General features: G+C 37.7%; 25 protein-coding genes. 9 read left to right on the top strand and 16 right to left on the bottom strand.

Going from position 1 to position 21,196, the window contains the following annotated elements; all coding sequences use genetic code 11:
- Entirely contained in the window at positions 1-549 is a 549-nt protein-coding gene (locus M899_RS11790) for a leucine-rich repeat domain-containing protein (protein WP_021271647.1), read from the top strand.
- Here the strand turns inward: M899_RS11790 and M899_RS11785 are convergent.
- The 3 genes from M899_RS11785 to M899_RS11775 all read right to left on the bottom strand — a co-directional run bounded on the left by M899_RS11785 (position 546) and on the right by M899_RS11775 (position 4,828).
- Positions 546-905 (bottom strand): Crp/Fnr family transcriptional regulator, encoded by a 360-nt coding sequence (locus M899_RS11785; protein WP_034729058.1) that lies wholly within the window; start codon positions 903-905, stop codon positions 546-548. The genes M899_RS11790 and M899_RS11785 overlap by 4 nt on opposite strands.
- A 74-nt stretch (positions 906-979) precedes the next feature.
- On the bottom strand, positions 980-3,349 hold the full coding sequence (locus tag M899_RS11780) for an ATP-dependent Clp protease ATP-binding subunit (RefSeq protein WP_021271680.1): 2,370 nt from the start codon (positions 3,347-3,349) through the stop codon (positions 980-982).
- A 72-nt stretch (positions 3,350-3,421) separates the two neighbouring features.
- On the bottom strand, positions 3,422-4,828 hold the full coding sequence (locus tag M899_RS11775; RefSeq protein WP_021271697.1) for a hypothetical protein: 1,407 nt from the start codon (positions 4,826-4,828) through the stop codon (positions 3,422-3,424).
- A gap of 85 nt (positions 4,829-4,913) precedes the next feature.
- On the opposite strand from M899_RS11775, the gene M899_RS11770 reads away from it, so the two are divergent.
- Together M899_RS11770 and M899_RS18425 are read left to right on the top strand one after the other, a co-directional pair.
- Entirely contained in the window at positions 4,914-5,216 is a 303-nt protein-coding gene (locus M899_RS11770; RefSeq protein WP_034729055.1) for a (2Fe-2S) ferredoxin domain-containing protein, read from the top strand.
- A 114-nt stretch (positions 5,217-5,330) separates the two neighbouring features.
- Positions 5,331-5,468: a hypothetical protein gene (locus M899_RS18425; RefSeq protein WP_021271588.1), complete on the top strand. Its 138-nt coding sequence runs from the start codon at positions 5,331-5,333 to the stop codon at positions 5,466-5,468.
- Positions 5,469-5,506: 38 nt separating this feature from the next.
- On the opposite strand, the gene hemB is transcribed toward M899_RS18425, so the two are convergent.
- The gene (hemB, locus tag M899_RS11765; protein ID WP_021271587.1) at positions 5,507-6,487 is read right to left on the bottom strand and encodes a porphobilinogen synthase; all 981 of its coding nucleotides are present in this window, start codon (positions 6,485-6,487) and stop codon (positions 5,507-5,509) included.
- Between the two features lies 1 nt (position 6,488).
- Complete coding sequence (locus M899_RS11760) at positions 6,489-6,923, bottom strand: SufE family protein (RefSeq protein ID WP_021271674.1); 435 nt, start codon at positions 6,921-6,923, stop codon at positions 6,489-6,491.
- A 129-nt stretch (positions 6,924-7,052) separates the two neighbouring features.
- Here M899_RS11760 and M899_RS11755 point away from each other — a divergent pair, with 129 nt between their 5' ends.
- Positions 7,053-7,301 (top strand): hypothetical protein, encoded by a 249-nt coding sequence (locus tag M899_RS11755; RefSeq protein ID WP_021271684.1) that lies wholly within the window; start codon positions 7,053-7,055, stop codon positions 7,299-7,301.
- Between the two features lie 168 nt (positions 7,302-7,469).
- Positions 7,470-8,774 (top strand): PKD domain-containing protein, encoded by a 1,305-nt coding sequence (locus M899_RS11750; protein ID WP_021271619.1) that lies wholly within the window; start codon positions 7,470-7,472, stop codon positions 8,772-8,774.
- 41 nt (positions 8,775-8,815) lie between these two features.
- Here M899_RS11750 and M899_RS11745 read toward each other — a convergent pair whose 3' ends face one another.
- Together M899_RS11745 and M899_RS11740 are read right to left on the bottom strand one after the other, a co-directional pair.
- Positions 8,816-9,949: a CpaF family protein gene (locus tag M899_RS11745; protein WP_021271623.1), complete on the bottom strand. Its 1,134-nt coding sequence runs from the start codon at positions 9,947-9,949 to the stop codon at positions 8,816-8,818.
- Positions 9,950-9,967: 18 nt separating this feature from the next.
- Positions 9,968-10,417 carry a hypothetical protein gene (locus M899_RS11740; RefSeq protein WP_021271613.1) on the bottom strand — a complete coding sequence of 150 codons (450 nt, stop codon included), beginning with the start codon at positions 10,415-10,417 and terminating at the stop codon, positions 9,968-9,970.
- A gap of 166 nt (positions 10,418-10,583) precedes the next feature.
- Here M899_RS11740 and M899_RS11735 point away from each other — a divergent pair, with 166 nt between their 5' ends.
- Positions 10,584-11,003 (top strand): CBS domain-containing protein, encoded by a 420-nt coding sequence (locus M899_RS11735; protein WP_021271630.1) that lies wholly within the window; start codon positions 10,584-10,586, stop codon positions 11,001-11,003.
- Positions 11,004-11,026: 23 nt separating this feature from the next.
- Entirely contained in the window at positions 11,027-11,416 is a 390-nt protein-coding gene (locus tag M899_RS11730) for a response regulator (protein WP_021271705.1), read from the top strand.
- A 13-nt stretch (positions 11,417-11,429) separates the two neighbouring features.
- On the opposite strand, the gene M899_RS11725 is transcribed toward M899_RS11730, so the two are convergent.
- The 8 genes from M899_RS11725 to M899_RS11690 form a co-directional block, all read right to left on the bottom strand.
- Positions 11,430-12,086: an Hsp20/alpha crystallin family protein gene (locus M899_RS11725; RefSeq protein ID WP_034729051.1), complete on the bottom strand. Its 657-nt coding sequence runs from the start codon at positions 12,084-12,086 to the stop codon at positions 11,430-11,432.
- A gap of 93 nt (positions 12,087-12,179) precedes the next feature.
- Positions 12,180-12,581, bottom strand: coding sequence for a hypothetical protein (locus M899_RS11720; protein WP_021271625.1), 402 nt, complete (start codon positions 12,579-12,581; stop codon positions 12,180-12,182).
- Positions 12,582-12,583: 2 nt separating this feature from the next.
- Positions 12,584-13,348, bottom strand: a complete 765-nt coding sequence (locus tag M899_RS11715; protein WP_155897200.1) for a hypothetical protein — start codon at positions 13,346-13,348, stop codon at positions 12,584-12,586.
- Between the two features lie 205 nt (positions 13,349-13,553).
- The gene (locus M899_RS11710; protein ID WP_155897199.1) at positions 13,554-14,846 is read right to left on the bottom strand and encodes a hypothetical protein; all 1,293 of its coding nucleotides are present in this window, start codon (positions 14,844-14,846) and stop codon (positions 13,554-13,556) included.
- A gap of 87 nt (positions 14,847-14,933) precedes the next feature.
- Positions 14,934-15,938, bottom strand: a complete 1,005-nt coding sequence (locus M899_RS11705) for an amino acid ABC transporter substrate-binding protein (RefSeq protein ID WP_021271606.1) — start codon at positions 15,936-15,938, stop codon at positions 14,934-14,936.
- 56 nt (positions 15,939-15,994) lie between these two features.
- Positions 15,995-16,369, bottom strand: coding sequence for a methionine-R-sulfoxide reductase (locus M899_RS11700; protein WP_021271692.1), 375 nt, complete (start codon positions 16,367-16,369; stop codon positions 15,995-15,997).
- 20 nt (positions 16,370-16,389) lie between these two features.
- Positions 16,390-17,106, bottom strand: a complete 717-nt coding sequence (locus tag M899_RS17830) for a class I SAM-dependent methyltransferase (protein ID WP_021271655.1) — start codon at positions 17,104-17,106, stop codon at positions 16,390-16,392.
- A 60-nt stretch (positions 17,107-17,166) separates the two neighbouring features.
- On the bottom strand, positions 17,167-18,153 hold the full coding sequence (locus tag M899_RS11690; protein ID WP_021271661.1) for a malate dehydrogenase: 987 nt from the start codon (positions 18,151-18,153) through the stop codon (positions 17,167-17,169).
- Positions 18,154-18,331: 178 nt separating this feature from the next.
- On the opposite strand from M899_RS11690, the gene M899_RS11685 reads away from it, so the two are divergent.
- Positions 18,332-18,958, top strand: a complete 627-nt coding sequence (locus tag M899_RS11685) for a hypothetical protein (protein ID WP_021271665.1) — start codon at positions 18,332-18,334, stop codon at positions 18,956-18,958.
- Between the two features lie 31 nt (positions 18,959-18,989).
- Here the strand turns inward: M899_RS11685 and M899_RS11680 are convergent, their stop codons facing one another.
- Complete coding sequence (locus M899_RS11680) at positions 18,990-19,307, bottom strand: helix-turn-helix domain-containing protein (RefSeq protein ID WP_021271636.1); 318 nt, start codon at positions 19,305-19,307, stop codon at positions 18,990-18,992.
- Between the two features lie 561 nt (positions 19,308-19,868).
- Between M899_RS11680 and M899_RS11675 the strand changes: the two genes are divergently transcribed.
- Positions 19,869-21,173, top strand: coding sequence for an NfeD family protein (locus tag M899_RS11675; RefSeq protein WP_021271698.1), 1,305 nt, complete (start codon positions 19,869-19,871; stop codon positions 21,171-21,173).
- Positions 21,174-21,196: the final 23 nt, after the last annotated feature.

Genomic DNA, 21,196 nt, shown 5'->3' with positions numbered 1-21,196 from the left:
ATGAATCAGTTGATTAGTTTGAAACTAAAAAAAAATGAAGCTCCCAGTGAGGAGCTTCTTTTAAATACATTGGGCGTGGAATTCATATCGAAGAGTTCAAACGATCGCATTACTTCACTGCCAGAACATTTAAAAAAAGTTATTTTCAATATTGTGGATTTTAATTTTCAAAAAGAAATCCTAATTAATTGTCACAATCTTGAATACTTAAGAATTACATGTGCCAATTGTCCATTACTCGAACTTCCCGTTTTATCTCAATTAAAGACACTCATTGTGAGCAAAAGTAAAATTAACGACCTTGATAAATCAGTCTATACTCTTGAGAAACTTGAAGTACTCGATCTAAGTGGAAACCAATTGACAGAGCTTTTCCCAGTGGCCCATTTGCCAAATTTAAGAAGAATCAATCTTGATGGCAATAAACTTGAAGCACTTCCCGAATGGATTTATGAACTAGAAAATTTGAATCATTTAAGCTTGGATGAAAACCCTCTCACAGATTTTACCAAACAAAAACTCTACGATCGTTTTAAAATCGTCTTTTAAATTCGTATACGTTTGTTGGCCGTACGTAGCCTATCGAGAAGCGTGGTTATTAATATTTTATACCAACGCGGTTGAGAATCGTATATGCGCTGAAATTTCTCACGTGGAATGACTTGCAATACACATTTAGTCATGGCCTTTACGGATGCACTTCTTGGGTTCTTATCCAAAAAACTCATCTCACCAACAAGCTCACCTTCATAAATTGTGCCTATTTGAACTTCTTTTGCACTACTTTTCCCCGAGCGAGTATCAAAAACGGCAAGCATCCCCTCTTGTACGTAGAACATCGTACAAGATTCTTCCTTATGACGGATTAAATACTCACCTTCATTTAATACTAAAATATCACTCATAAATATATTTTATACGAAAAAGGCCCATCTTCAAATGGGCCTTTTGTAATAATCTTATTAAAAGCTAGAGGAAATTAATCAAACTTAATATGCTCATTGGCATTATCAGTCCAAGTACCATGAATTACACCCTCTTTGAGATTGCCTGTTAAAAGCTGCTTTGAAAGAGGTCGAGTTACAAGCTTGTTAAACACACTTTGTAAGGGTCTTGCCCCAAAGCGAGGATCATATCCACGTTTAGCAATTTCCTCAACAGACTGAACATCAAGGGACACATGTAATTTCTTGGCCTCAAGCCTTTTATTAAGAAGACGAACTTGCTTCTCAATAAGATTTTTCATAATAGAATCATCTAGTGAGTTAAACTCTAGCACAGCATCTAGGCGACCAAGAACTTCTGGTTTGAAGTCCTCCTCAATATTTTTTGAGTTCGTCGTTAAAAGAATAATTGTATTTTTAAAATCAATTGTTCTTCCTTTATTATCAGTTAAACGACCATCATCTAAAATCTGTAACAAGATATCACTAAAGTCATAATGGGCCTTTTCAATTTCATCAAAAAGAAGAACTGAGTACGGATGATTTCTCACGGCCTCTGTTAAAACTCCGCCCTCATCATATCCAATATAACCTGCAGGAGCACCGATCAACTTCGAAACAGAATGTTTCTCTGAGTACTCACTTAGATCGAAGCGAATCAAGTTTCTTTCGCTATCAAAGAGAAATTCTGAGAGAGCTTTTGCTGTTTCAGTTTTACCAACACCGCTTGGTCCCTTTAATAAGAATGATCCTAAGGGACGAGATTCGTCGCTCAAACCAGCATGTGAAGTTATTAATGTTTCAGTAATTTCATGAAGAACACTATCTTGTCCAAAAACACGGGATTTAAGATGATCTTCAAGTTTTAAAATATTGTCCTGTTTCGATTTTAAAATCTTCTCAACAGGAATTCCTTTTTGCCTAGAAATCACTGCGGCAATATGTTTTTTACCAAGTACCCAGTCATGAGTACTCTCGTTTAACTTGGCCTGAACTTCTGGCATTAGAGAATATTTAATCTTCGATGCCTCTTCATAATCAGCTTTCCTTTCGGCCTGTTCAAGTTCAAACTTCAAACGATCCATTTGATTTTTCAACTCACTAACTCTTTTTAGGGACATTACTTCTTGTTCCCACTGCGCCTTACCTTCATTAAATTTTGCTTCGAGATCTTCAATTTCTTTCTTCTCTTTATCCGTTGTATTTCCGACTTGTGCATAAATTTTCTTAGAGCGAATCTCTCCTTGCAGTTCTACAAGTTTTGCTGGCATGGCCTCAGCTGAAAGTTTGAGGGCACTGGCCGCTTCATCCACAAGGTCAATGGCCTTGTCAGGCAAGTTCTTGTCAGTGATATACTGATCAGAGAGAAAGACTGAGTTAAAAATTGCATCATCAGAAATTTTAATTCCATGATGAATTTCTAATTTTTCTTTGAGACCCATTAAAATCTCAATAGCATCTTCTTTACTAGGTTCATTAACAGGAACTGCTCTAAATCTGCGATCAAGGGCCGAGTCACCAAGAATATATTTTTGATATTCTTCGTTAGTAGTCGCACCAATACAGTTAAGCTCTCCGCGAGCAAGGGCCGGTTTTAGGAGATTGGCCGCATCCATAGCGCCATCAGTTTTTCCAGCACCAACGAGTTGGTGCATTTCATCGATGAAGAGAATTGTGTCTGCGGCATGGTTTTTAATATATTTTAAAAGCTTTTGTAGTCGCTCTTCAAACTCTCCTCGATATTTTGTACCGGCCATCAATGAGCCCATATCTAATGAGTAAACTGTCTTTCCTTCAAGAACATCCGGAACACGCCCTTTTACGATGGCCTCAGCAAGGCCTTCAACGATGGCCGTTTTACCGACACCTGCAGGACCTACAAGAACAGGGTTATTCTTTCCCCTACGACCTAATATCTCCATCACTGCACGAATTTCTTTTGTGCGCCCAATGACAGGATCAAGCTTTCCTTGCTCGGCCATTTCATTAAGGTTCACGAGAAAACTTGGAACTTCTTCATCCTCGTTTTCTGCTTCAAGTGAAAGATTATTGTAATCAATATTTAATTGAGAAAGAACTTGCGGCATAAATTTAAGAAGATCCTTTTCAGTGACTTCTTGTCTCCCATTTTGTGCCACATGTCCTGATGCTAAAGTCAGCCATTCGGAGAATTTTCCCGAAGGGCGAAGATTATCCATTGATATATTTCCTACAGTAGGAAGTGCATCAATTTTTGTTTCAATTTCTTTCTTATATTTTTTCAGTGCTCTTGCACTAAAAGAAGATGGGTTGCTAATTAGCCCATAGGCCAAATGCAGAGCATCCAGTTCTGAATTTTTCTTTTTCAGGGCGTGGGCCTGAGCGATATCAAGAGCGCCCGTCACGATTGAATCAAACTTATTCATAGAACCTCCTCACTTGTTCTAATAACAAGATGGAGGCCCTAGAATAAATGTCAATGTTTGGAATTTATTTTTTTATTTCAAGAATAGTTTCTTAGACTTAACCGTTTTGGCAACGATTTCGGGAACCATTTTTTCCCAGCCTTTTTCACCTTTTTGGATCATTGAAAGAACTGTTCTTGACCAAATTTGTGAGTATTCAGGATTGTAGTTATCAATATTTTCAATCAATCCATTTTCATAAAGATAAAGGAATAAGAAGCTCAAACTATCATCGTAATTTATAGTATCAAGAGTCTTCAACTCCCCTTCACGCTCATCATCTTGAACAGGGTAAACGTATAACTTAGAACTGTGGCCAAAAAGTTGCCCTAATCCACCAAGGATACCAGCTGGATTACTTTCATATTTCTTAAGATCAAGAATTTCCTGAACATTATAAACACCTGTGACAAAAGCGATGTTCTTTTTTGAATATTTTGTTAAGTATTCATTCAATGGAGCATAATCATCAAAACTAGTAATTAAAACTTTTTGTCCCATGGCAGAGAGAAGTTCTATACGTGCAAGAAAATCATCGTGATCCACTTCACCTCTTTCAATAAGCTTAGACATCGAAATCTCTGGAAGGACCATTATGCTATTATGTTCTTCTTTTGGAAGCTGTTCTTTAAATTTTTCTAGACCTGTTTTTAACATATCTAAATTAACATGAGTAAGCGGTCTGAACGAGCCTCTAAGAACAAGGAGATTCTTCTTGTAGATATAATCTGTGGCCTGCAAAATATCGCCATTTTCATCAAACATAATGGCCTTGCAAAATTTTCTTTTTACAAGTTCAAGCGATAAGATACGTGAATCAACATGTTTGAATGCAGGACCTTTTACTCGAATCATATCGATACGAATTCTTCTCGTTGTAAGACCATCCATTAAGCTTGAAATAAAGGCCTGTCTATTCTCAGTAAGTCTAAAACAAGCATAAATGAGATTCACACCAATAATCCCAAGGGCCTCTTGTTGTTGAACATTTTCTTGGTCACGCATTCTTACGTGGATAATGGCCTCGGAATACTCAGCACCAGGCTTATCTTGGAATCGTACTCCAAGCCAACCGTGACAATCTCCTTTACCACTATATGATTTTGCCGCAACTGTATCGGCAAAAGCAAAGAACTGCGTATTGTCTCTAACTTTTGAAAGTCTGGTAATATTTTGTTCGTATTCGCGAGATAACATTTTTTCAAGTCGAGCATCACAAACGTAACGACCACTTTTTTCTTTGCCGTAAATATCATCACTTACAACCATGTCGTATGCAGATATAGTTTTAGCAATTGTTCCGGCGGCACCACCGGCCTGAAAGAAGTTTCTTGCTACTTCTTGTCCGGCCCCAATTTCGGCAAATGTACCGTAAATATGGTGGTCTAAATTTATTTCTAGGGCCTTCTGTTTTGCTGTTAGAATTTGGCAAAAACTCATATATGATTCCTCTAAGTCTTATTTTCAATTTATGATATGAAAATATACTATCAAACACTTAGTAATTCGTAAAAGGTCTGAAACAATGAGCGATAAAAAAAATCCAAACTATGAATGTCATTTATTTATATGCACATCATGTCGGTATTCTACGGGAAATAATGAGTACTGCGCCCCTGAAGTGGCGGCCGATATGCGAAAATCCCTCAAAGGTCGCCTAGGCGAGCACTACCCAAAAGATCGCCTAAGAGTCAATTCTGCCGGCTGTTTAGGGCACTGTCAGCGTGGCATCAACGCTGTAATCTATCCCAGTGGGCAATGGTTTCACGACCTCACAGAGAAAGACGAAGATTCGCTATTTGAAAAAGTTAAAGAAATCATGGGTTAAGACGCAAAGCTTTAGAATGTGAACTTTACGTCAATTCTCGCTAATTTAATTGAATGAATCCTCCGATAAGCACTATAATAGTCCTAGGGACAAAACACTTTGGAGGATTGCCCTATGATCGCACAAGAATACCTACCATACATTATTGCAGGGCTTTTAATGGCCGCCTTTGGATTCGTTCTCGGGCAACCAAAAATGAAAAAACAGAGGATTCCAGTAAGAGTAAAAAAGAATGATGAAAATCGTAGATAAATAAGAAGGCACTCAAAAGAGTGCCTTTTTTATAGATTCTATTTTGAGTAAAGCCTCGCCATTTCTTCGGCAAAGTAAGTTAGGATCATATCTGCACCTGCACGCTTGAAGCTTGTGAGCATTTCCACCATAACCTTTTCACCATCTAGCCAGCCTTTTTCATGGGCGGCCTTAACCATGGCATACTCCCCAGAAACGTTATAGGCCGCAATTGGCAGAGCTGAATTGATGCGTAATTCTTTGATGACATCAAGGTAGCTCAACCCAGGTTTAACCATTAAGATATCGGCCCCTTCTGATTCATCGAGACTTGCCTCTAAGAGAGCTTCACGAACATTGGCATAATCCATTTGATACGTTTTCTTATCCCCTGCTTTAGGAGCACTGTCGAGTGCATTTCTAAATGGACCATAGAAAGCAGAAGCATATTTTGCGGTATAACTCATGATAAGAGTATTAGTGAATCCTTCATCATCGAGGGCATCGCGAATATAACCTACGCGGCCATCCATCATATCACTTGGACCAACGATATCTGAACCGGCCTTTGCTTGGGCAACGGCCATATTTGCAAGGATCTCTAATGTTTGGTCATTTAGAATCTCCCCTGATTTATCATCTACAAGACCATCGTGACCATCACTCGAGTAAGGGTCCATAGCAACATCTGTCATGACAAGCATTTCAGGAAGTGCGTCTTTGAGGGCCTTTACTGTATTTTGAAGAAGGCCGTTATCATTACACGATTCAGTGGCGTACTTATCTTTTTTGGCCTCGGCAATCGCTGGAAAAAGTGAGACACAAGGAACGCCTAGGTCCCAAAGCTCTTTCGCTTTTTTAACGATGAGATCACTTGAAAGCCTTGCTTGACCTGGCATCGAAGCGATAGGAATAATTTCATTTTTCCCTTCAACGATAAAAAGAGGAGCAATTAAATCTTTTGGAGTAATTAAATTTTCACGAACAAGACTTCTAATGGCCTCGTTCTTTCTGTTTCTTCTTGGTCTTATTGTCATCATATTATGCTAATCCCATTTTTAATTTTGTATCGTATGCAAGAGCATACATTGAAATTTGTTTCACCATACTCGTTAAACCATTCGCTCGAGACATAGAGAGGTGTTGTCTAAGTCCAATGTCATCGAGAAAATCAGGTTTTGTCGCAAGAATTTCTGCAGGTGTTGAACCCGAGTAAATGCGAACAAGAATGCTGACAATTCCCTTAACGATAGCGGCATCACTATCAGCTTCAAAAGTGATCACGCCATTATTTAAATGAGCAAAGAGCCAAACTTGTGACTGACAACCTTTAACCTTATTGGCCTCAACTTTATGAGTCTCATCCATAGGAGCGAGATCCTTTCCAAGTTGAATGATATATTTGTAGCGTTCTTCCCAATCAGAGAAGCTTTTAAACTCTGTAATGAGCTTTTCAATTCTTGCATTAATTTCCATATGTATCCTCTTTGTCATTTTACTAACACAAACCCTAAAAATTGTTAAGAAATGATCTTCCCATTTTTAAAATTTTATTTATACTTAGAGATAACTAACCATTGATACATACAAAAGGTCACAGGCCATATGAAATTAGACTTTGATATCGATAAATTTTCTGGAAATTACCTACTCAAATTCAACGTCGATCAGTTTAAAAGTGATATCGATCACAAAATGGCCATCACAATCGTTACTTGCGTCTCTTTGGACTATGACCTAGATCCAGAACTAGAAGTTGAAGATATGCAAGATATCCTTGATAAAACACTAGAACTTGGTAAAGAAGAGTTCACGTTTGAAATTGGCGAAGACGGAATAGAAGTCGATATTTAAGGGTCAAAGCCACACTTTTGTTGCAACGGCCCCCTTTAATCGTGAATAAACACTATTATTTTAATTCAATAATTTTAAGCACTTGCCTTAAACTTTAAAAAAATACTCACATTTAAACTCAAGACCTTCTTAAAATTGACCCATACCAATTTTGAAGAGGGTTTCGCCATGAAGATTTTCACGTTAGTACTTCCATTCTTGGCCTTACAAAGCTTTGCAGGGGAATGCCTAGTCGATAGTGCCCCCCAGAACTCACTACGCTGTAGCGGCCAATTTAAGGCCCGCTCGTTAAAAGATTTAGATAAATATCAAAAAGAGCTCGATAAGCTCAGCAAGAAAAAGCGAGCGAAAAGTCTCATTATCGATTTTGATCTGGTTAGCAACGAAGATATTAATATTGAATCTCCTTGTAGTATTCGCGTGCAAAACAAACAAAAAATTGAAACGCCAAAAAATGTCTGCCTTAGAGCGAGAGATAATATCATCATTGATCATTCAAGTTCACTGAAGGCCTTTGACTTCAATATGATTGCAGGTAAAAGACTCGCAATTAGAAAAGGCGCAAAGATAGATGTTGATTCGCTTATGTTAAATTCTCTAGAAGAAAATGAATTTTCTCGTGCACATATTCGTCACTCAAGCTCTATTAAGGCTAGAAGCTTGCTTTTAAATGCTTACTCACTCTCCACATTGGGTCACACATCAAGCTACATTGTGAATCAAGACATCACGCTTATCTCTAGAAATAATGAGGCCCGCATTTATCACAAATCGAGCGTGCAAACTCCAAAATTAACAATGAATGCAAAAGAGGCCATTCGTATCTCCTCAAGAGTATCATTTCTTGGAGATATCCTCTCAGCAAGTGCTGAACAATGTTTAATATCTCCCAATGCCGTTATGGGAAATCATAGTTATATTGGATCGTGCTACCCTGTTGAATCAAGTGCACCCAATGTCATCGTAACTGCAGATAGAACAGAAGGAAAGGCCCCTCTTACTGTTCGTTTTGATTTGTCACAAAGTTTTGATGAAGACCAAGATATTGCCTACTTCGAATGGGATTTCGGAGATGGCAGCACCCTTATTTCCGAAGATTACTATGCTGGATACACTTATTATGAAGAAGGTGAATACACGGTTGTCGTAAGGGCCTATGATTCACTCGGAAATGTTGGTAGTGATGACATTCTCATTACTGTCTTCGTTGAAAAAGCTCCAGTACTTCAATATGAAATAAGAACTGTTGCAGATAATCCCTTTGATCGCATTATTGATATGAGATCATCCTATGACCTTGACGGAAGTATTGTTCGCTACACATTTGATTTTGGAGATGGCCAATCGTATTCAAGTCCTTTCATTGGTTCAGTAAGACACAAATTTCCGGGGTACGGTACATACACTATCACTTTAAAACTTGAAGATAACGATGGTAATATTTCAACAGAAGTCTTTGATATAGAAATTTAATCAATAAAAAAAGGCCCGTTTCATACGGGCCTTTTTTTTATTTAAGAAGCTTTTCTTTTCAAATCAGCGACCCAATCAGGAGCAATGAAATTACTCTTTGGAAAAGGTAGTTTATTAACAATAATATCTTCAAAAAACGAAGGGACATAATTACATGGAACCATCTCACCTAAATACTTTCCAGTATCAGGATCTTTTCCTGTTTGTACCCATTTGAAAATATCACGACAAATATAATTACCTTTACTATCAACACCTAAAATTTCTGAAATGTGAGAAGTTCTTCTTCCTCCATCATGGTAACGACTACACTGAACAATAACTTGCATAGCAGAGCCAACCATTTTTCTAATGGCATCAGGTGGAATCTTCGTTTCTCCCATTAAGCACAACGTCTCAAGACGTGTACAAGCATCAATTGGATTATTTGCGTGGACAGTACCCATTGAACCATCGTGACCAGTATTCATAACTTGAATAAGATCCAGGGCCTCGTCTCCACGAACCTCCCCTACAATAATTCTATCAGGACGAAGTCTCATGGCAGAAATAACGAGATCACGAATTGATACTTCTTCAATACCCGCATCAGGATTTCCCTTTCTCGTTTCAAAATTCACCACGTGTTCGGCCTTAACTTGAAGCTCGGCCGCATCTTCAATAATTATAAGACGCTGAGTTTTTGGAATTCGACTTCCTAAAACGTTTAGCATTGTCGTCTTCCCAGAACCTGTACCTCCAGAAACAACAATATTTTTTCCTAGATAAATACAAATATCTAAGAATCGAGCAGCGGCCTCAGAGAGTGATCCAAATTGAATTAAATCTTTTAACGTGAGTTTTTCTTTTGAGAACTTACGAATAGCGACAGTCGTTCCATTTTTTGCCATTGGAGGCAGAACAACGTGAATACGAGAACCATCAGGAAGTCTCGCATCTAGTCTAGGGTTATCGTCATCAATCACACGATGAACTGATTGAGCAATGGCCCTCATCGCCGAGATAAGTGAATCTTCACTCGGAAATCTATTATCAACTTTATAAACAAGACCTTTTTTTTCAACAAAAATTTCATATGGGCCATTGATCATGACCTCTGATATTCCTGGATCATCCAAAAGATTTGCTATCGGTGAAAGTAGTGAACGTATCGCGTCCTGAAAAACTCCAGACATGGTCTTCTCCTTACCCTACTATTCGTCTCTTGGAATCCAGACCTTTACCTTTTTTTCAGAAGCAATTTCACGGGCCTCACGTCTGCGACGTTCATCGGGATGTTCGAAGACCGAAACTTTGCCTTTAAAGTTATTTGACGGACAATATAACTCAAGATTTTCTTCTCTATCAAAATAGATATCTGCCTCACTTACAACGCCTTTCTTTGCCGGAACAAAGAGATCTTTACCTTTGAGCATTAAACAAGTGGGCCTATCCGTGGTCGAAGTAATGTAAAATCGAACTTTTTCACCCTTGAAAACAACAAGTTGATTTGGAAAATAGCCAACATCACTTACGATCAAGGCCACTTCACGAGTAGGCACATCAAACTTCTTTCCAAGAAAACGCGTTTCTTCAATAGCGTAACTTTGCAGTGAAATTAGGGTCATGGACAATGCCAACATTCTTAAGATGATTTTTCTCATAAATCCTCCAATTACCTTATCGGTTCAATCGGGTATAGACTTTAATAATACGCTTTCAAGGGGTTAAGCACCCTCCTTCAATCCATCTATAATTTAATAAGCAAAGGGCCATCTTCTCGAAATTTAAAGTAAAATAAGAAAACTAATTTTAGTTAAGGAGTTATACATGAATGCCCTCTTAGATCTTCTTGAACATACCATTGAAGAAATGGGCTTTAGCGCACCCAAGTACGTTCTTGTAGATGACTCTCTTGAGAAGGCCATCAAACTTATGCAAGAACATAAAATTGGCTCAGCCCTAGTCATCGATGACAAAGTTCATTTAAAAGGAATTCTCACAGAAAGAGACGTCTTAATGAAAGTGGCCGCTCGAGAAATATCACTTCAAGATAAGGTTAGTCAGTTCATGACAAAAAACCCAATGACAGTAAAAACTAACGAATCTGTTTTTATCGCATTGGCCATTATGTCTAGAGAAGGCTTTCGCCATTTACCAATTGTAAATTTTGACGGTAAACCTGTCGGAATAATTTCGATGAAAGATGTCATGGGTTATTTTGCCAACCACCTGCACGAGAGAATTTGATCTAATTAGAATAAGGAAATTCTATGAATATATTAGTAGTTGATGATGAAAAAATGATAACAGATGCGTTGCAGTTGATATTAAAAAATTCAAATAACAAAGACAAAATAACAGTGTCCACAAATGGTGAAGATGCTTTTCGCAGAATGAAAGAGACCACATATGATATCGTAGTGATCGATATTAATATGCCCGAAATAAATGGGCTAACTCTTGTAAAGAAAATAAGAAATGAAATCAACTACACACCAGAAATTTTGATGATCTCAGGAAACTTTACACCGGAGAATGTTCAAATTGCCTCGGATTTTAATATTCAATATACTCTTGCTAAGCCTTTTAATGCGCAAAAATTTTTAGAAAAAATTGAAACCGTAAAAAAACATCTATCAAAAGTAAAAAGGGCCTCTTAGGCCCTTTGGTGGTTTAAATTGAAAGTCCAAATGGATCCATTGGCCTTTTCTTATCTTTTTGAACTTTATTTTTAATATTAGATTTTTCTTTCCCAACAGATGCACCATCTATTTTAGGAAAACGAATCCATAATTCACTGCCCTTTTGCTCAAACGTTGCCTTATCACCATCGACATCCTCAGGGAGTGTTTGTGTCTCATCAAACGAATAAGTGTAGACACGAGCATGAATAGAGCCTTGTCCTTTATTTTCTTCCTTACGAGTGACTTCACCCTTAATTCGAATTTGTTGATCTTTGATTTTGATATCTAGCGGTTTTTCACCACTGCCAATATCAACAATTAATATTCTCTCTTTTTCACTATCTTTCCACTTTAAATGACTTTTACGATCATTGTTTTGAAAAAAAGATTTTCCAAATCCTTTGAATATATCTGAACTATCTAGACCCTTTAAAAAATTCTGTCGATCATCGTCAAGTTGATTGAAAAAATCTGAATCGAGCATTTGTTCCATAATCTTGCGATTGCGCTCTATCGCCTCTCTCATGGCCTCGCGGTAGTAATCCATATCTTGTTGAAGTTGTTCTTCAGCACTACGATTATCTTGAGAGTAAACGGGTGAACTGAGTATTGATAAAAAGATAAATATTATGGTCATTAACTTCATAAATCCCTCATCTTCTTAATTAAGTTGACCTCAGAATATCAAATATAGGTTTAAATTTTATAAAAAAATTGTCAATTTTTTGCTAAAAATTAATTAACCATTTCCTTCTTTATCTTCTCTAAGGGCCGTTTTTAAACGAAAGAAAAACTCGTCAGCATCTTTTTTGTTAAGGATTTTTTGAACAAGGGCATTTATTCGTGCCTTATTCTTATAGTAGAAGGGTAAAAAAGGTTCGAGATGATTATGTGAAGGGTTAACTTTGAAAAGCTCAGAATAGCCCCTAATCACTTCACTAAGAAGATCACCATTTTTATCAAAGTATTGCTGGCACTGTTCCACTTTTGTATAAAGCTCTAATTGCATTTTCTTATCAGGCCTATTTACACCTTTAAAAAATTTGGTACAACTATTAACATCGACAGTAGAACTTTGAACAGTCATGGCACATGCGCTATTAAAAGTTAGAAAAATAGAGAGTCCTAAAATTTTTTTCATAATTATCTCACATAAATCCCAATGATTTTTCTTGGTAAATTTAATTCGTCATAAATTGGCCTCTCACCAACATAGTCACTAATAAATTCGTTCTCTGAGGCCTTCACTTCCACATGTCCATATCGTCCACCTTCATAGACAAGTATCGCCCCTTTTGGAGCAGTGTATGGAGTCATGTCTTTATATTTTTTGTCATCTAAGAGATTCTTAAAACCCATATCAATCCAAGTCTGTCCAGATAACTTCGCAGAAACACCCATGGGGTATGTGTCCGTGAATGTTCCAGCAAGAACACCATGCTTTACATAACTCAAACAATAACCAGTAGGTTTATTATCATTTTTTCTATTCTCAGGAGGCCCTCGTTCACAGATATAAGTGTTTTTTGGTGTTAGGCATTTGTTTGTATTTGATCTCAATCGTTCAATCATTTTTTGAACTTCGATACTATTGGAATAGTTAAAAAACTCGTCCTTATTTAACTTAGAAACAAGATGCCCTTCTTTAACAATACATTGTGCAATAAAATCTTGTAGAGAAACGCCCTGAGGAATGCGATAATTTATATTATTATAAATGTGTTCAGTGTAATTTTCTGTACTCAACACATCGCAATCGAATTCTACATCTTGGCCTTGTTCATGCTCTTCGGATAAAAGAAGATCTTTTACACGATCAAATTCACAATCAGTAAAGGCCCTAGGAGAAACTTGTTCATTAATGAAGCTTGTTAATTCATCTCCCGTTGGCATATTAGTATTTTCCATACCAAAGTCTAGACGGTTGAGTGTCTCTAAAATATCTGAAGAAAGTGTAGATGTGCGGCCAGCACGAATAGCAAAAGCTGAAAGACAAAACAGAAATAATAATACGCAAGTAATTGACCTGATCTCGTCCTCACTGACAAAAATTCTCTTCTACTATCATATACAATTAAGAAATGATTTTCATCACCTGCAAGATATACCAAGCCTACTTGGAGCGCCTACTACGAGTAGGGACTACTTTCATAATATTTGACAAAGATGGTCTAATAGAGAGAACTGTCACCAGATAATTTGAGCCATGTCGAAGAGAAAGTTTTGAAAGTTGAAACTTACGTGCCTGAAAAATAAGGATGAACGCCAGAGCGAAACGAGCAATAGTTGAAATATTGAAGATATCAAAAATTGAAAATCCACTATCAAGCAAATAACCACCACATAATGCCCCTAAAACTGAGAATACTGTGAAAATAGCTCCTTGCATGCCTGTAAACTTACGAGAGCTTCCATAGGCATGATTTTGAATCATAAGAACTTGAGTTAGCTCTATGCCACCCCAAAAAATTCCCGACATGATCTGCAGGGCGATGAGATAGTAGTAGTTGGCCGAAAAAGTCCAAAGTATAGGAAGTGCAGAAATGGCCAAACATGCTACTTGAATCCCATAATATGAGCGACCTTCTTCTGTGGCCTTTACCCAATTGGCCTGAAATAGTGCACGTCCAAGAAAGGGAATCGCAGATAAAACAACAAACTCAGGTGTTGTTAATTTTAAATCGTTAATCATATAGGTAATGAAAAAAGGTGAACATAAAGTTACACCAAAGCGAAAAAGCCCCCCCCAACAAAAGAAACTATACAGGACATCTTTATCCATCACCTCTTCACAGGGTTTATCTTCAACAAGCTCACTTGCACTATGAAAAACATTTCGTGTTTTAAAAATAAGAAAACCCTGAACTATCGATGAAATCAATCTTGCAATAAGACCTAGGGAAAAGACCTGAACAAAGGACATTCCATTTTCCAAAAGAAGTGAAAAAAGTAAGAAGAAGATCATAGTCGCAAAAACGACAAAAGCATTTCTTTGACCGAGATAGCTGGCAAAGGTACTTTTTTTACAGTGATGACTTACCCAATCAAGCCATAAAGGCGCGGCATTTTGGCCACCTATCCAATAGAGAGATAACCCAGTTAGTACGGCCAAAAACGGCGAATCAAAAAGAACACAATGAATGATTAAACCAAGACCTAAGAATTGAATTAAATGTGTGAGAAGCAGAAAACCTCCCACATTCTTTTTTACCAGTCGTGGGATGATCAACTGGCCAATTGCTCCGAGAAGTACAGGTAGAGTTGTAAGAAGTGCGAGTTCAGTTCCACTGATGCCTTTTTTAGTGAAGTAATAGATGGCGTAGGTTTCAGTGCTTGAAACCATAAGAGCATAAAAAAGGCCCTCAAGGTAGGTTAATTTCAAAACATTCTTTGAAAACATACTCATGAGGGCATTGTAGATGAAAACAGAAATTAAATCTTTATAAGTTTCCTAGATGAAAATTTTTATCATCAACAAAAAAAATGGACGACCCTAAAGCATTGGCGGAGCATACATAATACCGCCTTTATTCCAAAGAGCGTTGTATCCCCTTTCAATTTTCAAGGCAGAACCCATCCCCACATTTCTCTCGAAGACTTCTGCATAATTGCCAACTTTTTTAACGATCCAATAAGACCATCTTTCATCTAGACCTAGGGCCTTGCCATTTCCTGTATTTTTTCCCATAAACCTTTTCACTTGTGGCGACTCACTATTAGCAAAAGAATCAATATTTTTTGAATCAATTCCTAGTTCTTCGGCCGTAACAAGGGCGAAAAGTGTCCATCTTACGATATCGGCCCATGAGTCATCCCCATGGCGCACAGCTGGCCCCAGGGGTTCCTTAGAGATAATTTCTGGCAAAATAAAATAAGCATCAGGATTTGAAACCTTGGAGCGTTCGGCGGCAAGGGCCGAAGCGTCGGCAGTGAGAACATCACAACGCTTACTTAAAAAGGCCTTTGTAACTTCTGTTACATCTTCAAAAACAACGGGCTTAAATTTAAGATTATGTGCTCTAAAATAATCAGAAAGATTTAGCTCCGTAGTTGTTCCTTGCTGTAAACAAATAGAGGCCCCATTAAGATCCTTGGCCGTTTTAATTCCGTCACTTTTTCTGACCATAAAACCTTGGCCGTCATAAAAAAGAGTCGGACCAAAATTTAAGCCAAGAGCAGTATCGCGTGAAAGTGTCATTGTCGTATTTCTTGAGAGGACATCAATCTCCCCAGATTGCAAGGCCGTGAAGCGCTGCTGGCCGGAAAGAGGAATGTATTTAACTTTGGCATCATCACCAAAAATTGCGGCGGCCAAGGCACGACAAAAATCAACATCGATACCTTTCCATGCTCCCTTACTATCGGGAACAGAAAAACCGGCCAAACCTTGATTGACTCCACATCTGACAACCCCGGCCTTACGAACATTTTGTAAGGTACTTTCAGCATAAGACCAAGAACTCAATCCCATGAGTAAAACGATCAATCCAATCTTCATAATAACTCTCCTTGATAATGAGTCTATTTTATCATGGAGGCCCTTTAAAACTGGACTTAAGATTTCTTAGAGATCTCTGTAAATTCAAGGGATATGGAGTTCACACAATGGCGTGTATTCTTAGGTGTAAACCCCTCTCCTAGGAAGACGTGACCTAAGTGACCACCACAAGCATGGCAAACAATTTCTGTGCGTCTGCCATCGGCATCCGGGATACGCTTAACCTTGCCAGGAATTTCATCATCAAAACTAGGCCAGCCACAGCCTGACGAGAATTTATCTTCTGAGCGGTAGAGCTCTTCTCCACATTGTTTACAACTATAAATTCCAACTTCCTTATGGTCGTTAAATTTCCCTGTATAGGGCGCCTCTGTGCCTTTATGGAGGATGACGTATTTTTCTTCTTCAGTTAGTTTAGTTAGTTTTTTCATAAATTTATATTATCAGAATTTTATCCATGGACAAAAGAATGAATACTGATATCTCTTGTCTCTCCATCAAGAGTCACATTTTCAATACTTGAAGTTTCAACCATGGAAAGCTCTTTCATGGCCGCAAGAAATTTCGGTAAAAATGAGCGACCTGGATCAGCAAGAATAATTTCACCATCGTCTTTTAAATAATGACAAAGGGCCTTAGGGACATCAAGAGGATGCTGACCTTCATAGAGAATATCAGAACCGATGACAAAATCGAATTTAGGAAGTTCCGCCTTTTCTTTTCGCCAATTCACTTGGAGAAAATCGACGTGGGCCTTATTTAACTGCAAATTTCTTTCTAAAAACAAAGGCACGTCACGATGGAAGTCTGTAGCGAGAACTTTGGCACCAAAAGACGAAAGAACTATTGATGGAAGCGCTAGACCGCAACCAATTTCAAGAACTGTTTTGCCCGCAAATTTTTCTTTATTCTTTAAAAGATATTGAACAAGTCCCTTGGCGGATGGCCATACAAGACCAAAGTAAGGACAGTAGTCTTCACTAAGAGGATCAAGTTGTGTTCCTGTTTCAACAGACTTTTTATCAAGGGCCTCACACAAACGATCAATGGCATCGTCTAAATTATCAATGATATGAAAATTTAGTGATAAATTTTCTTTTTCAGAAGGAAAATCAACAGTAAGTTCTCTTAGAGTATAATCAAAATCGTGATGGCTTTTTAGTTTCATTTTTTTGCACAAAAAAGCGGCCCGATTAAAGGCCGCTTCCCTAGTTATACTAATCTTAAATTAGATAAGACCAAGCTCTTTTACTGCTGCTCTTTCTTCACGAAGCTCGTTAAGAGTCGCGTTGAATTTTTCAGTACCAAAAGCATTGTGCTCTTGTCCTTCAACAACAATAAGTTTTCCATTTTCTACACGACATGGGAAAGAGAAGATTAGACCTTCGTCTACACCGTATTGTCCCTTAGAAGAAAGACACATTGAGAATGTCTCTCCAGCAGGAGTGTCATGAGTTAGGTTGTATACACCTTGAACACAAGCGTTTGCCGCAGAAGCTGCAGAAGAAGCTCCACGAGCTGCGATAATAGCAGCACCACGTTGTTGAACAGTCTTAATGAACTCCCCTTGTAACCAAGCTTCATCAGTAATAACTTCATGAGCTTTTTTACCACCGATTTTAGCATTGTAAAAATCTGGGTATTGAGTTGCAGAGTGGTTACCCCAAATAGTCATATTTGTAACTTCAGTTACATCAACACCAGCTTTTTGAGCTAATTGAGTTTTTGCTCTGTTCTCATCAAGAGTTGTCATAGCAAAGAATCTGTCTTTTGGAAGACCTGAGTTTTCCATAGCGATCAGACAGTTTGTATTACATGGGTTACCAACTACGAAAAGTTTTGAATCAGCTGCTCCGTGAGCGGCCATAGCTTTTCCTAATGGTCCAAAAATTCCACCGTTAACTTTTAGTAGGTCAGCTCTTTCCATTCCTGCTTTTCTTGGAACTGCACCGATAGCAAGTACCCAGTTAACATCTTTAAAGGCAACTTCCATTTTGTCAGTGCAAGTCACTTTTTTAAGACGTGGGAAAGCACAGTCATCAAGTTCCATGCGAACACCTTCAAGGGCCCCTAGAGCTTGTGGAAGTTCAAGTAGAGAAAGTTCTACATCAGTATCTTGGCCAAACATTTGACCAGAAGCAATTCTGAAAAGAATCGCGTAACCAATTTGTCCAGCAGCACCTGTTACAGCTACTTTTACTCTTTTGTTTGCCATAAAAAAAACTCCTTTTGGCATCTATAAAATTAAACAAAAAGTCTCCCTTACAGTATCAGAATTTCTTCGTTTGGGTAGTGCTTTCTTCTTATGCCTAGTGTAATTGACGTGACGTGCCCATAAGCATATCATGATCAACTGAAACTCAATTTAAGAAATATGTAAGAAGGTCAGTTCAATGAACAGTACTAATGAGTCAGGTAATTCTGGTCAATCTTCAGGACAAAATTCTGGACCTAAAAGAAACAACAGAAACCGTAACAGAAATAGAAACCGCAATAGAAATAACAGTAATAACTCTCAGGCCCCACAAATAAAAAGTGCTGGGCCAGAAAATAAAGCAACGAGTTCTAACGCCAATCGTCGCAGAAGACGACCTCGTCGTGGTTCTGGAAACAAAGCAGTACCAGAGCAGAACAAAGTCATTAGCAAATACCTAAACCTATTAGAGCAACACTTACATGCGCGTAGAAAATACTTTGCCATGTATCACAGGGCCGATGACAGACAGCTTAATAAACTTGAAAATAACTATTACGGCACAATGGAAAAAATTCGTGAATTTGAGGCCACAATGACTGAGGCCGATAAAGAAATTTTTAAGAAGCATTTTGATTCTTTAAAAAGTGATACAACCTACTCTGAGAATCACCAGATTAGCCGTCTGGGCGATATTGAAGTTAAAGAAGGTGAAATTCAAGACCCCCATTTACTAATGGCGCAAATGAATTCTGACTTTAAGGATGATACGGAAGAAAGTGTTGGGACGTTAGATGATTACAAGGCCTACAAAGGCATTCCATAAAAAGAAAGGCCTCCGATTGGAGGCCTTTTTTTTACATTACAGTTTGAGCAACTTCAGCTTCTTTTTGAACGCTAGATTGTTGCTTACGACCTTTTTCAAGGTAGTTTTCTAGAGTGATCTCTTGATCCTTAAGAATGGCAGACTTAAGTTCAATTGGATCGATGTCTAGAACTTCAGATACTCTTGTAAGCATCTTTAGAGGAATGTTACAAAGAGCTCTCTCTACGTTAGAGATGAATTGACCATTCTTGTATCCAAGAAGGTGTGAAAGTTCAGATTGAGAGTAACCTTTTGGGTGGTTGATTCTCTTAGTTCTAATCAGTTTAGCAATGTTTTCAAAGCAGCGCATAAAATATCTCCTTAATAATCTCCGTTTTAATTTGTCTAACTAGACAATATCAAAAACTCTATATAAAACTCAAAACAATTTTTGGTTATTTTTTAAAACAACAAAAACGAACTTCTTTTTTATTTCATACATTTAGCATGGCAACTTTAAGATAGTATCTACTCAAAAGAAGAGGCTTTTTTGCTAAAAATTAAGGTTTCGACCCTTATTATTACACATATCCAAAAACTTACAAGTGCTATCTAAAGATCACCTTAAGTATAACTTAAATATAAATCAACTCTTTTTTTTTAGCAACACCAATTTATTTATAAAAGAAAAATTCAATAAATAAAGGCATTTGTAATAAATACCTATAGGTAATGTTCCGAAATGCAAAATATAAATTATAGAATAGTGAGTCAGTATTTTTATTTGTTAATCATAAAAATACATTGGACCTTAAACCTTAATTTTGAACACTTAGTCAGTGCTAAATGAAAGAAGTTGTTATCGAAATATCAATGCGTTAGAATTCAGTCACTGCCAACAATTAATGGCAACAAAGCTCGAGGATTTCCTATGAATAGACTATTTTATCTTTATGCTCTCATTGCCCTATGGGCCTCATTGGGTGAAAGTTTCGCCAAAGAGTATGAGATCAACTCTTTGGTGCGCTTAAAAGTTCATACAAGTATTAATCCGGCCACCCTTAACTATATTCAATCAGGTCTTGATAAGGCCGTAAAAAATAAAAATGATGCTCTTGTCATTGAACTTAATACTCCTGGTGGACTGGTTTCTACAACAAAGGAAATTCTAACGACAATAGGACAAAGTGATATTCCCGTTATTGTTTGGATCACACCAGAGGGAGCAAGCGCGACCAGTGCTGGAGCGATTATCGCCAGTGGCGCTCATCTACTTTTTATGAGTGATGGAACAAATATCGGTGCAGCTACCCCGATTCAACTAACAAGTGAAATGGAAAAAGATGTTAAAGCTAAAGCGCAAAATGATTTAATTGCTCTAGTAAAAAGTTTATCTGAACTGCGTGGAAGAAATGCAGACCTCTTTGCAAGTATGATTTCCGATGCCAAAAGCTACACAAGTAAAACGGCCGTCGAAAAAAAGATCGTCGATGCCATTGCAAACTCGGACAAAGATCTCATCAATCTAATCAATAACAGAATCATTATCCATCATGGAGAGGCCCTTCAGCTAAAAACAACATCGGCCACTTCCATAATTGAAATTTCAATGGATCTAGGGCAACAGATTTTAAATATTTTTGCCAATCCTAATCTCGCCTATATTCTCTTTCTTTTAGGTGCTGCCCTTTTGTATTTTGAATTTCAAACGCCAGGGGGAATGATCGCAGGCTCACTGGGAGGATTATGTCTTATTCTTGCAGGAATTAGCTTCCAAGTTCTTCCACTAAACTTTGGAGCATTAGGGCTACTCGTCTTTTCTTTTGTTCTTTTTATTTTGGAAATTTATATTACAAGCTATGGACTACTCTCTCTCGCAGGCGTGGCCTCACTGGTATTAGGTTCTTTATTTTTATTTCGAACAGAAGAAGGCCATGTTGAAATTAGCAGCGCACTTATATTTTCTAGTACGGCCGCCATTGTCGTTTTTCTTTTATTCGTAACATTTGTCATTTTGAGAGATATAAAAAACATAGGCGCCAAAAAATTCAACAAAATGGACAACAAGGAAGCGCAAATTGTTGCCTTTATCCAAAAGCATGGTGATAAATTTATTTATCAAGTAAAAGTTTCAGGTGAAATTTGGAATGCACAGTGCGACAAAGAACTCGAAATTGGTTCATATGCAAAAGTTATTGGCCAAGAAGGGATGAAGCTGATCGTGTGGCCAGTTTAAAAGATCTATGTTAAAAAATTTCA

The organism is Bacteriovorax sp. BSW11_IV (assembly GCF_000447755.1).
Classification (GTDB): domain Bacteria; phylum Bdellovibrionota; class Bacteriovoracia; order Bacteriovoracales; family Bacteriovoracaceae; genus BSW11-IV.
Note: the sequence above shows the minus strand (reverse complement) of the source record. Positions and strands in the feature narration are given on the sequence as shown.

Excerpts from the sequence above, each read along its gene's own strand:
- M899_RS11790 (WP_021271647.1), top strand. The coding sequence starts at position 1 with ATGAATCAGTTGATTAGTTTGAAACTAAAAAAAAATGAAGCTCCCAGT.
- M899_RS11785 (WP_034729058.1), bottom strand. The coding sequence starts at position 905 with ATGAGTGATATTTTAGTATTAAATGAAGGTGAGTATTTAATCCGTCAT.
- M899_RS11780 (WP_021271680.1), bottom strand. The coding sequence starts at position 3,349 with ATGAATAAGTTTGATTCAATCGTGACGGGCGCTCTTGATATCGCTCAG.
- M899_RS11775 (WP_021271697.1), bottom strand. The coding sequence starts at position 4,828 with ATGAGTTTTTGCCAAATTCTAACAGCAAAACAGAAGGCCCTAGAAATA.
- M899_RS11770 (WP_034729055.1), top strand. The coding sequence starts at position 4,914 with ATGAGCGATAAAAAAAATCCAAACTATGAATGTCATTTATTTATATGC.
- M899_RS18425 (WP_021271588.1), top strand. The coding sequence starts at position 5,331 with ATGATCGCACAAGAATACCTACCATACATTATTGCAGGGCTTTTAATG.
- hemB (WP_021271587.1), bottom strand. The coding sequence starts at position 6,487 with ATGATGACAATAAGACCAAGAAGAAACAGAAAGAACGAGGCCATTAGA.
- M899_RS11760 (WP_021271674.1), bottom strand. The coding sequence starts at position 6,923 with ATGGAAATTAATGCAAGAATTGAAAAGCTCATTACAGAGTTTAAAAGC.
- M899_RS11755 (WP_021271684.1), top strand. The coding sequence starts at position 7,053 with ATGAAATTAGACTTTGATATCGATAAATTTTCTGGAAATTACCTACTC.
- M899_RS11750 (WP_021271619.1), top strand. The coding sequence starts at position 7,470 with ATGAAGATTTTCACGTTAGTACTTCCATTCTTGGCCTTACAAAGCTTT.
- M899_RS11745 (WP_021271623.1), bottom strand. The coding sequence starts at position 9,949 with ATGTCTGGAGTTTTTCAGGACGCGATACGTTCACTACTTTCACCGATA.
- M899_RS11740 (WP_021271613.1), bottom strand. The coding sequence starts at position 10,417 with ATGAGAAAAATCATCTTAAGAATGTTGGCATTGTCCATGACCCTAATT.
- M899_RS11735 (WP_021271630.1), top strand. The coding sequence starts at position 10,584 with ATGAATGCCCTCTTAGATCTTCTTGAACATACCATTGAAGAAATGGGC.
- M899_RS11730 (WP_021271705.1), top strand. The coding sequence starts at position 11,027 with ATGAATATATTAGTAGTTGATGATGAAAAAATGATAACAGATGCGTTG.
- M899_RS11725 (WP_034729051.1), bottom strand. The coding sequence starts at position 12,086 with ATGAAGTTAATGACCATAATATTTATCTTTTTATCAATACTCAGTTCA.
- M899_RS11720 (WP_021271625.1), bottom strand. The coding sequence starts at position 12,581 with ATGAAAAAAATTTTAGGACTCTCTATTTTTCTAACTTTTAATAGCGCA.
- M899_RS11715 (WP_155897200.1), bottom strand. The coding sequence starts at position 13,348 with ATGGAAAATACTAATATGCCAACGGGAGATGAATTAACAAGCTTCATT.
- M899_RS11710 (WP_155897199.1), bottom strand. The coding sequence starts at position 14,846 with ATGAGTATGTTTTCAAAGAATGTTTTGAAATTAACCTACCTTGAGGGC.
- M899_RS11705 (WP_021271606.1), bottom strand. The coding sequence starts at position 15,938 with ATGAAGATTGGATTGATCGTTTTACTCATGGGATTGAGTTCTTGGTCT.
- M899_RS11700 (WP_021271692.1), bottom strand. The coding sequence starts at position 16,369 with ATGAAAAAACTAACTAAACTAACTGAAGAAGAAAAATACGTCATCCTC.
- M899_RS17830 (WP_021271655.1), bottom strand. The coding sequence starts at position 17,106 with ATGAAACTAAAAAGCCATCACGATTTTGATTATACTCTAAGAGAACTT.
- M899_RS11690 (WP_021271661.1), bottom strand. The coding sequence starts at position 18,153 with ATGGCAAACAAAAGAGTAAAAGTAGCTGTAACAGGTGCTGCTGGACAA.
- M899_RS11685 (WP_021271665.1), top strand. The coding sequence starts at position 18,332 with ATGAACAGTACTAATGAGTCAGGTAATTCTGGTCAATCTTCAGGACAA.
- M899_RS11680 (WP_021271636.1), bottom strand. The coding sequence starts at position 19,307 with ATGCGCTGCTTTGAAAACATTGCTAAACTGATTAGAACTAAGAGAATC.
- M899_RS11675 (WP_021271698.1), top strand. The coding sequence starts at position 19,869 with ATGAATAGACTATTTTATCTTTATGCTCTCATTGCCCTATGGGCCTCA.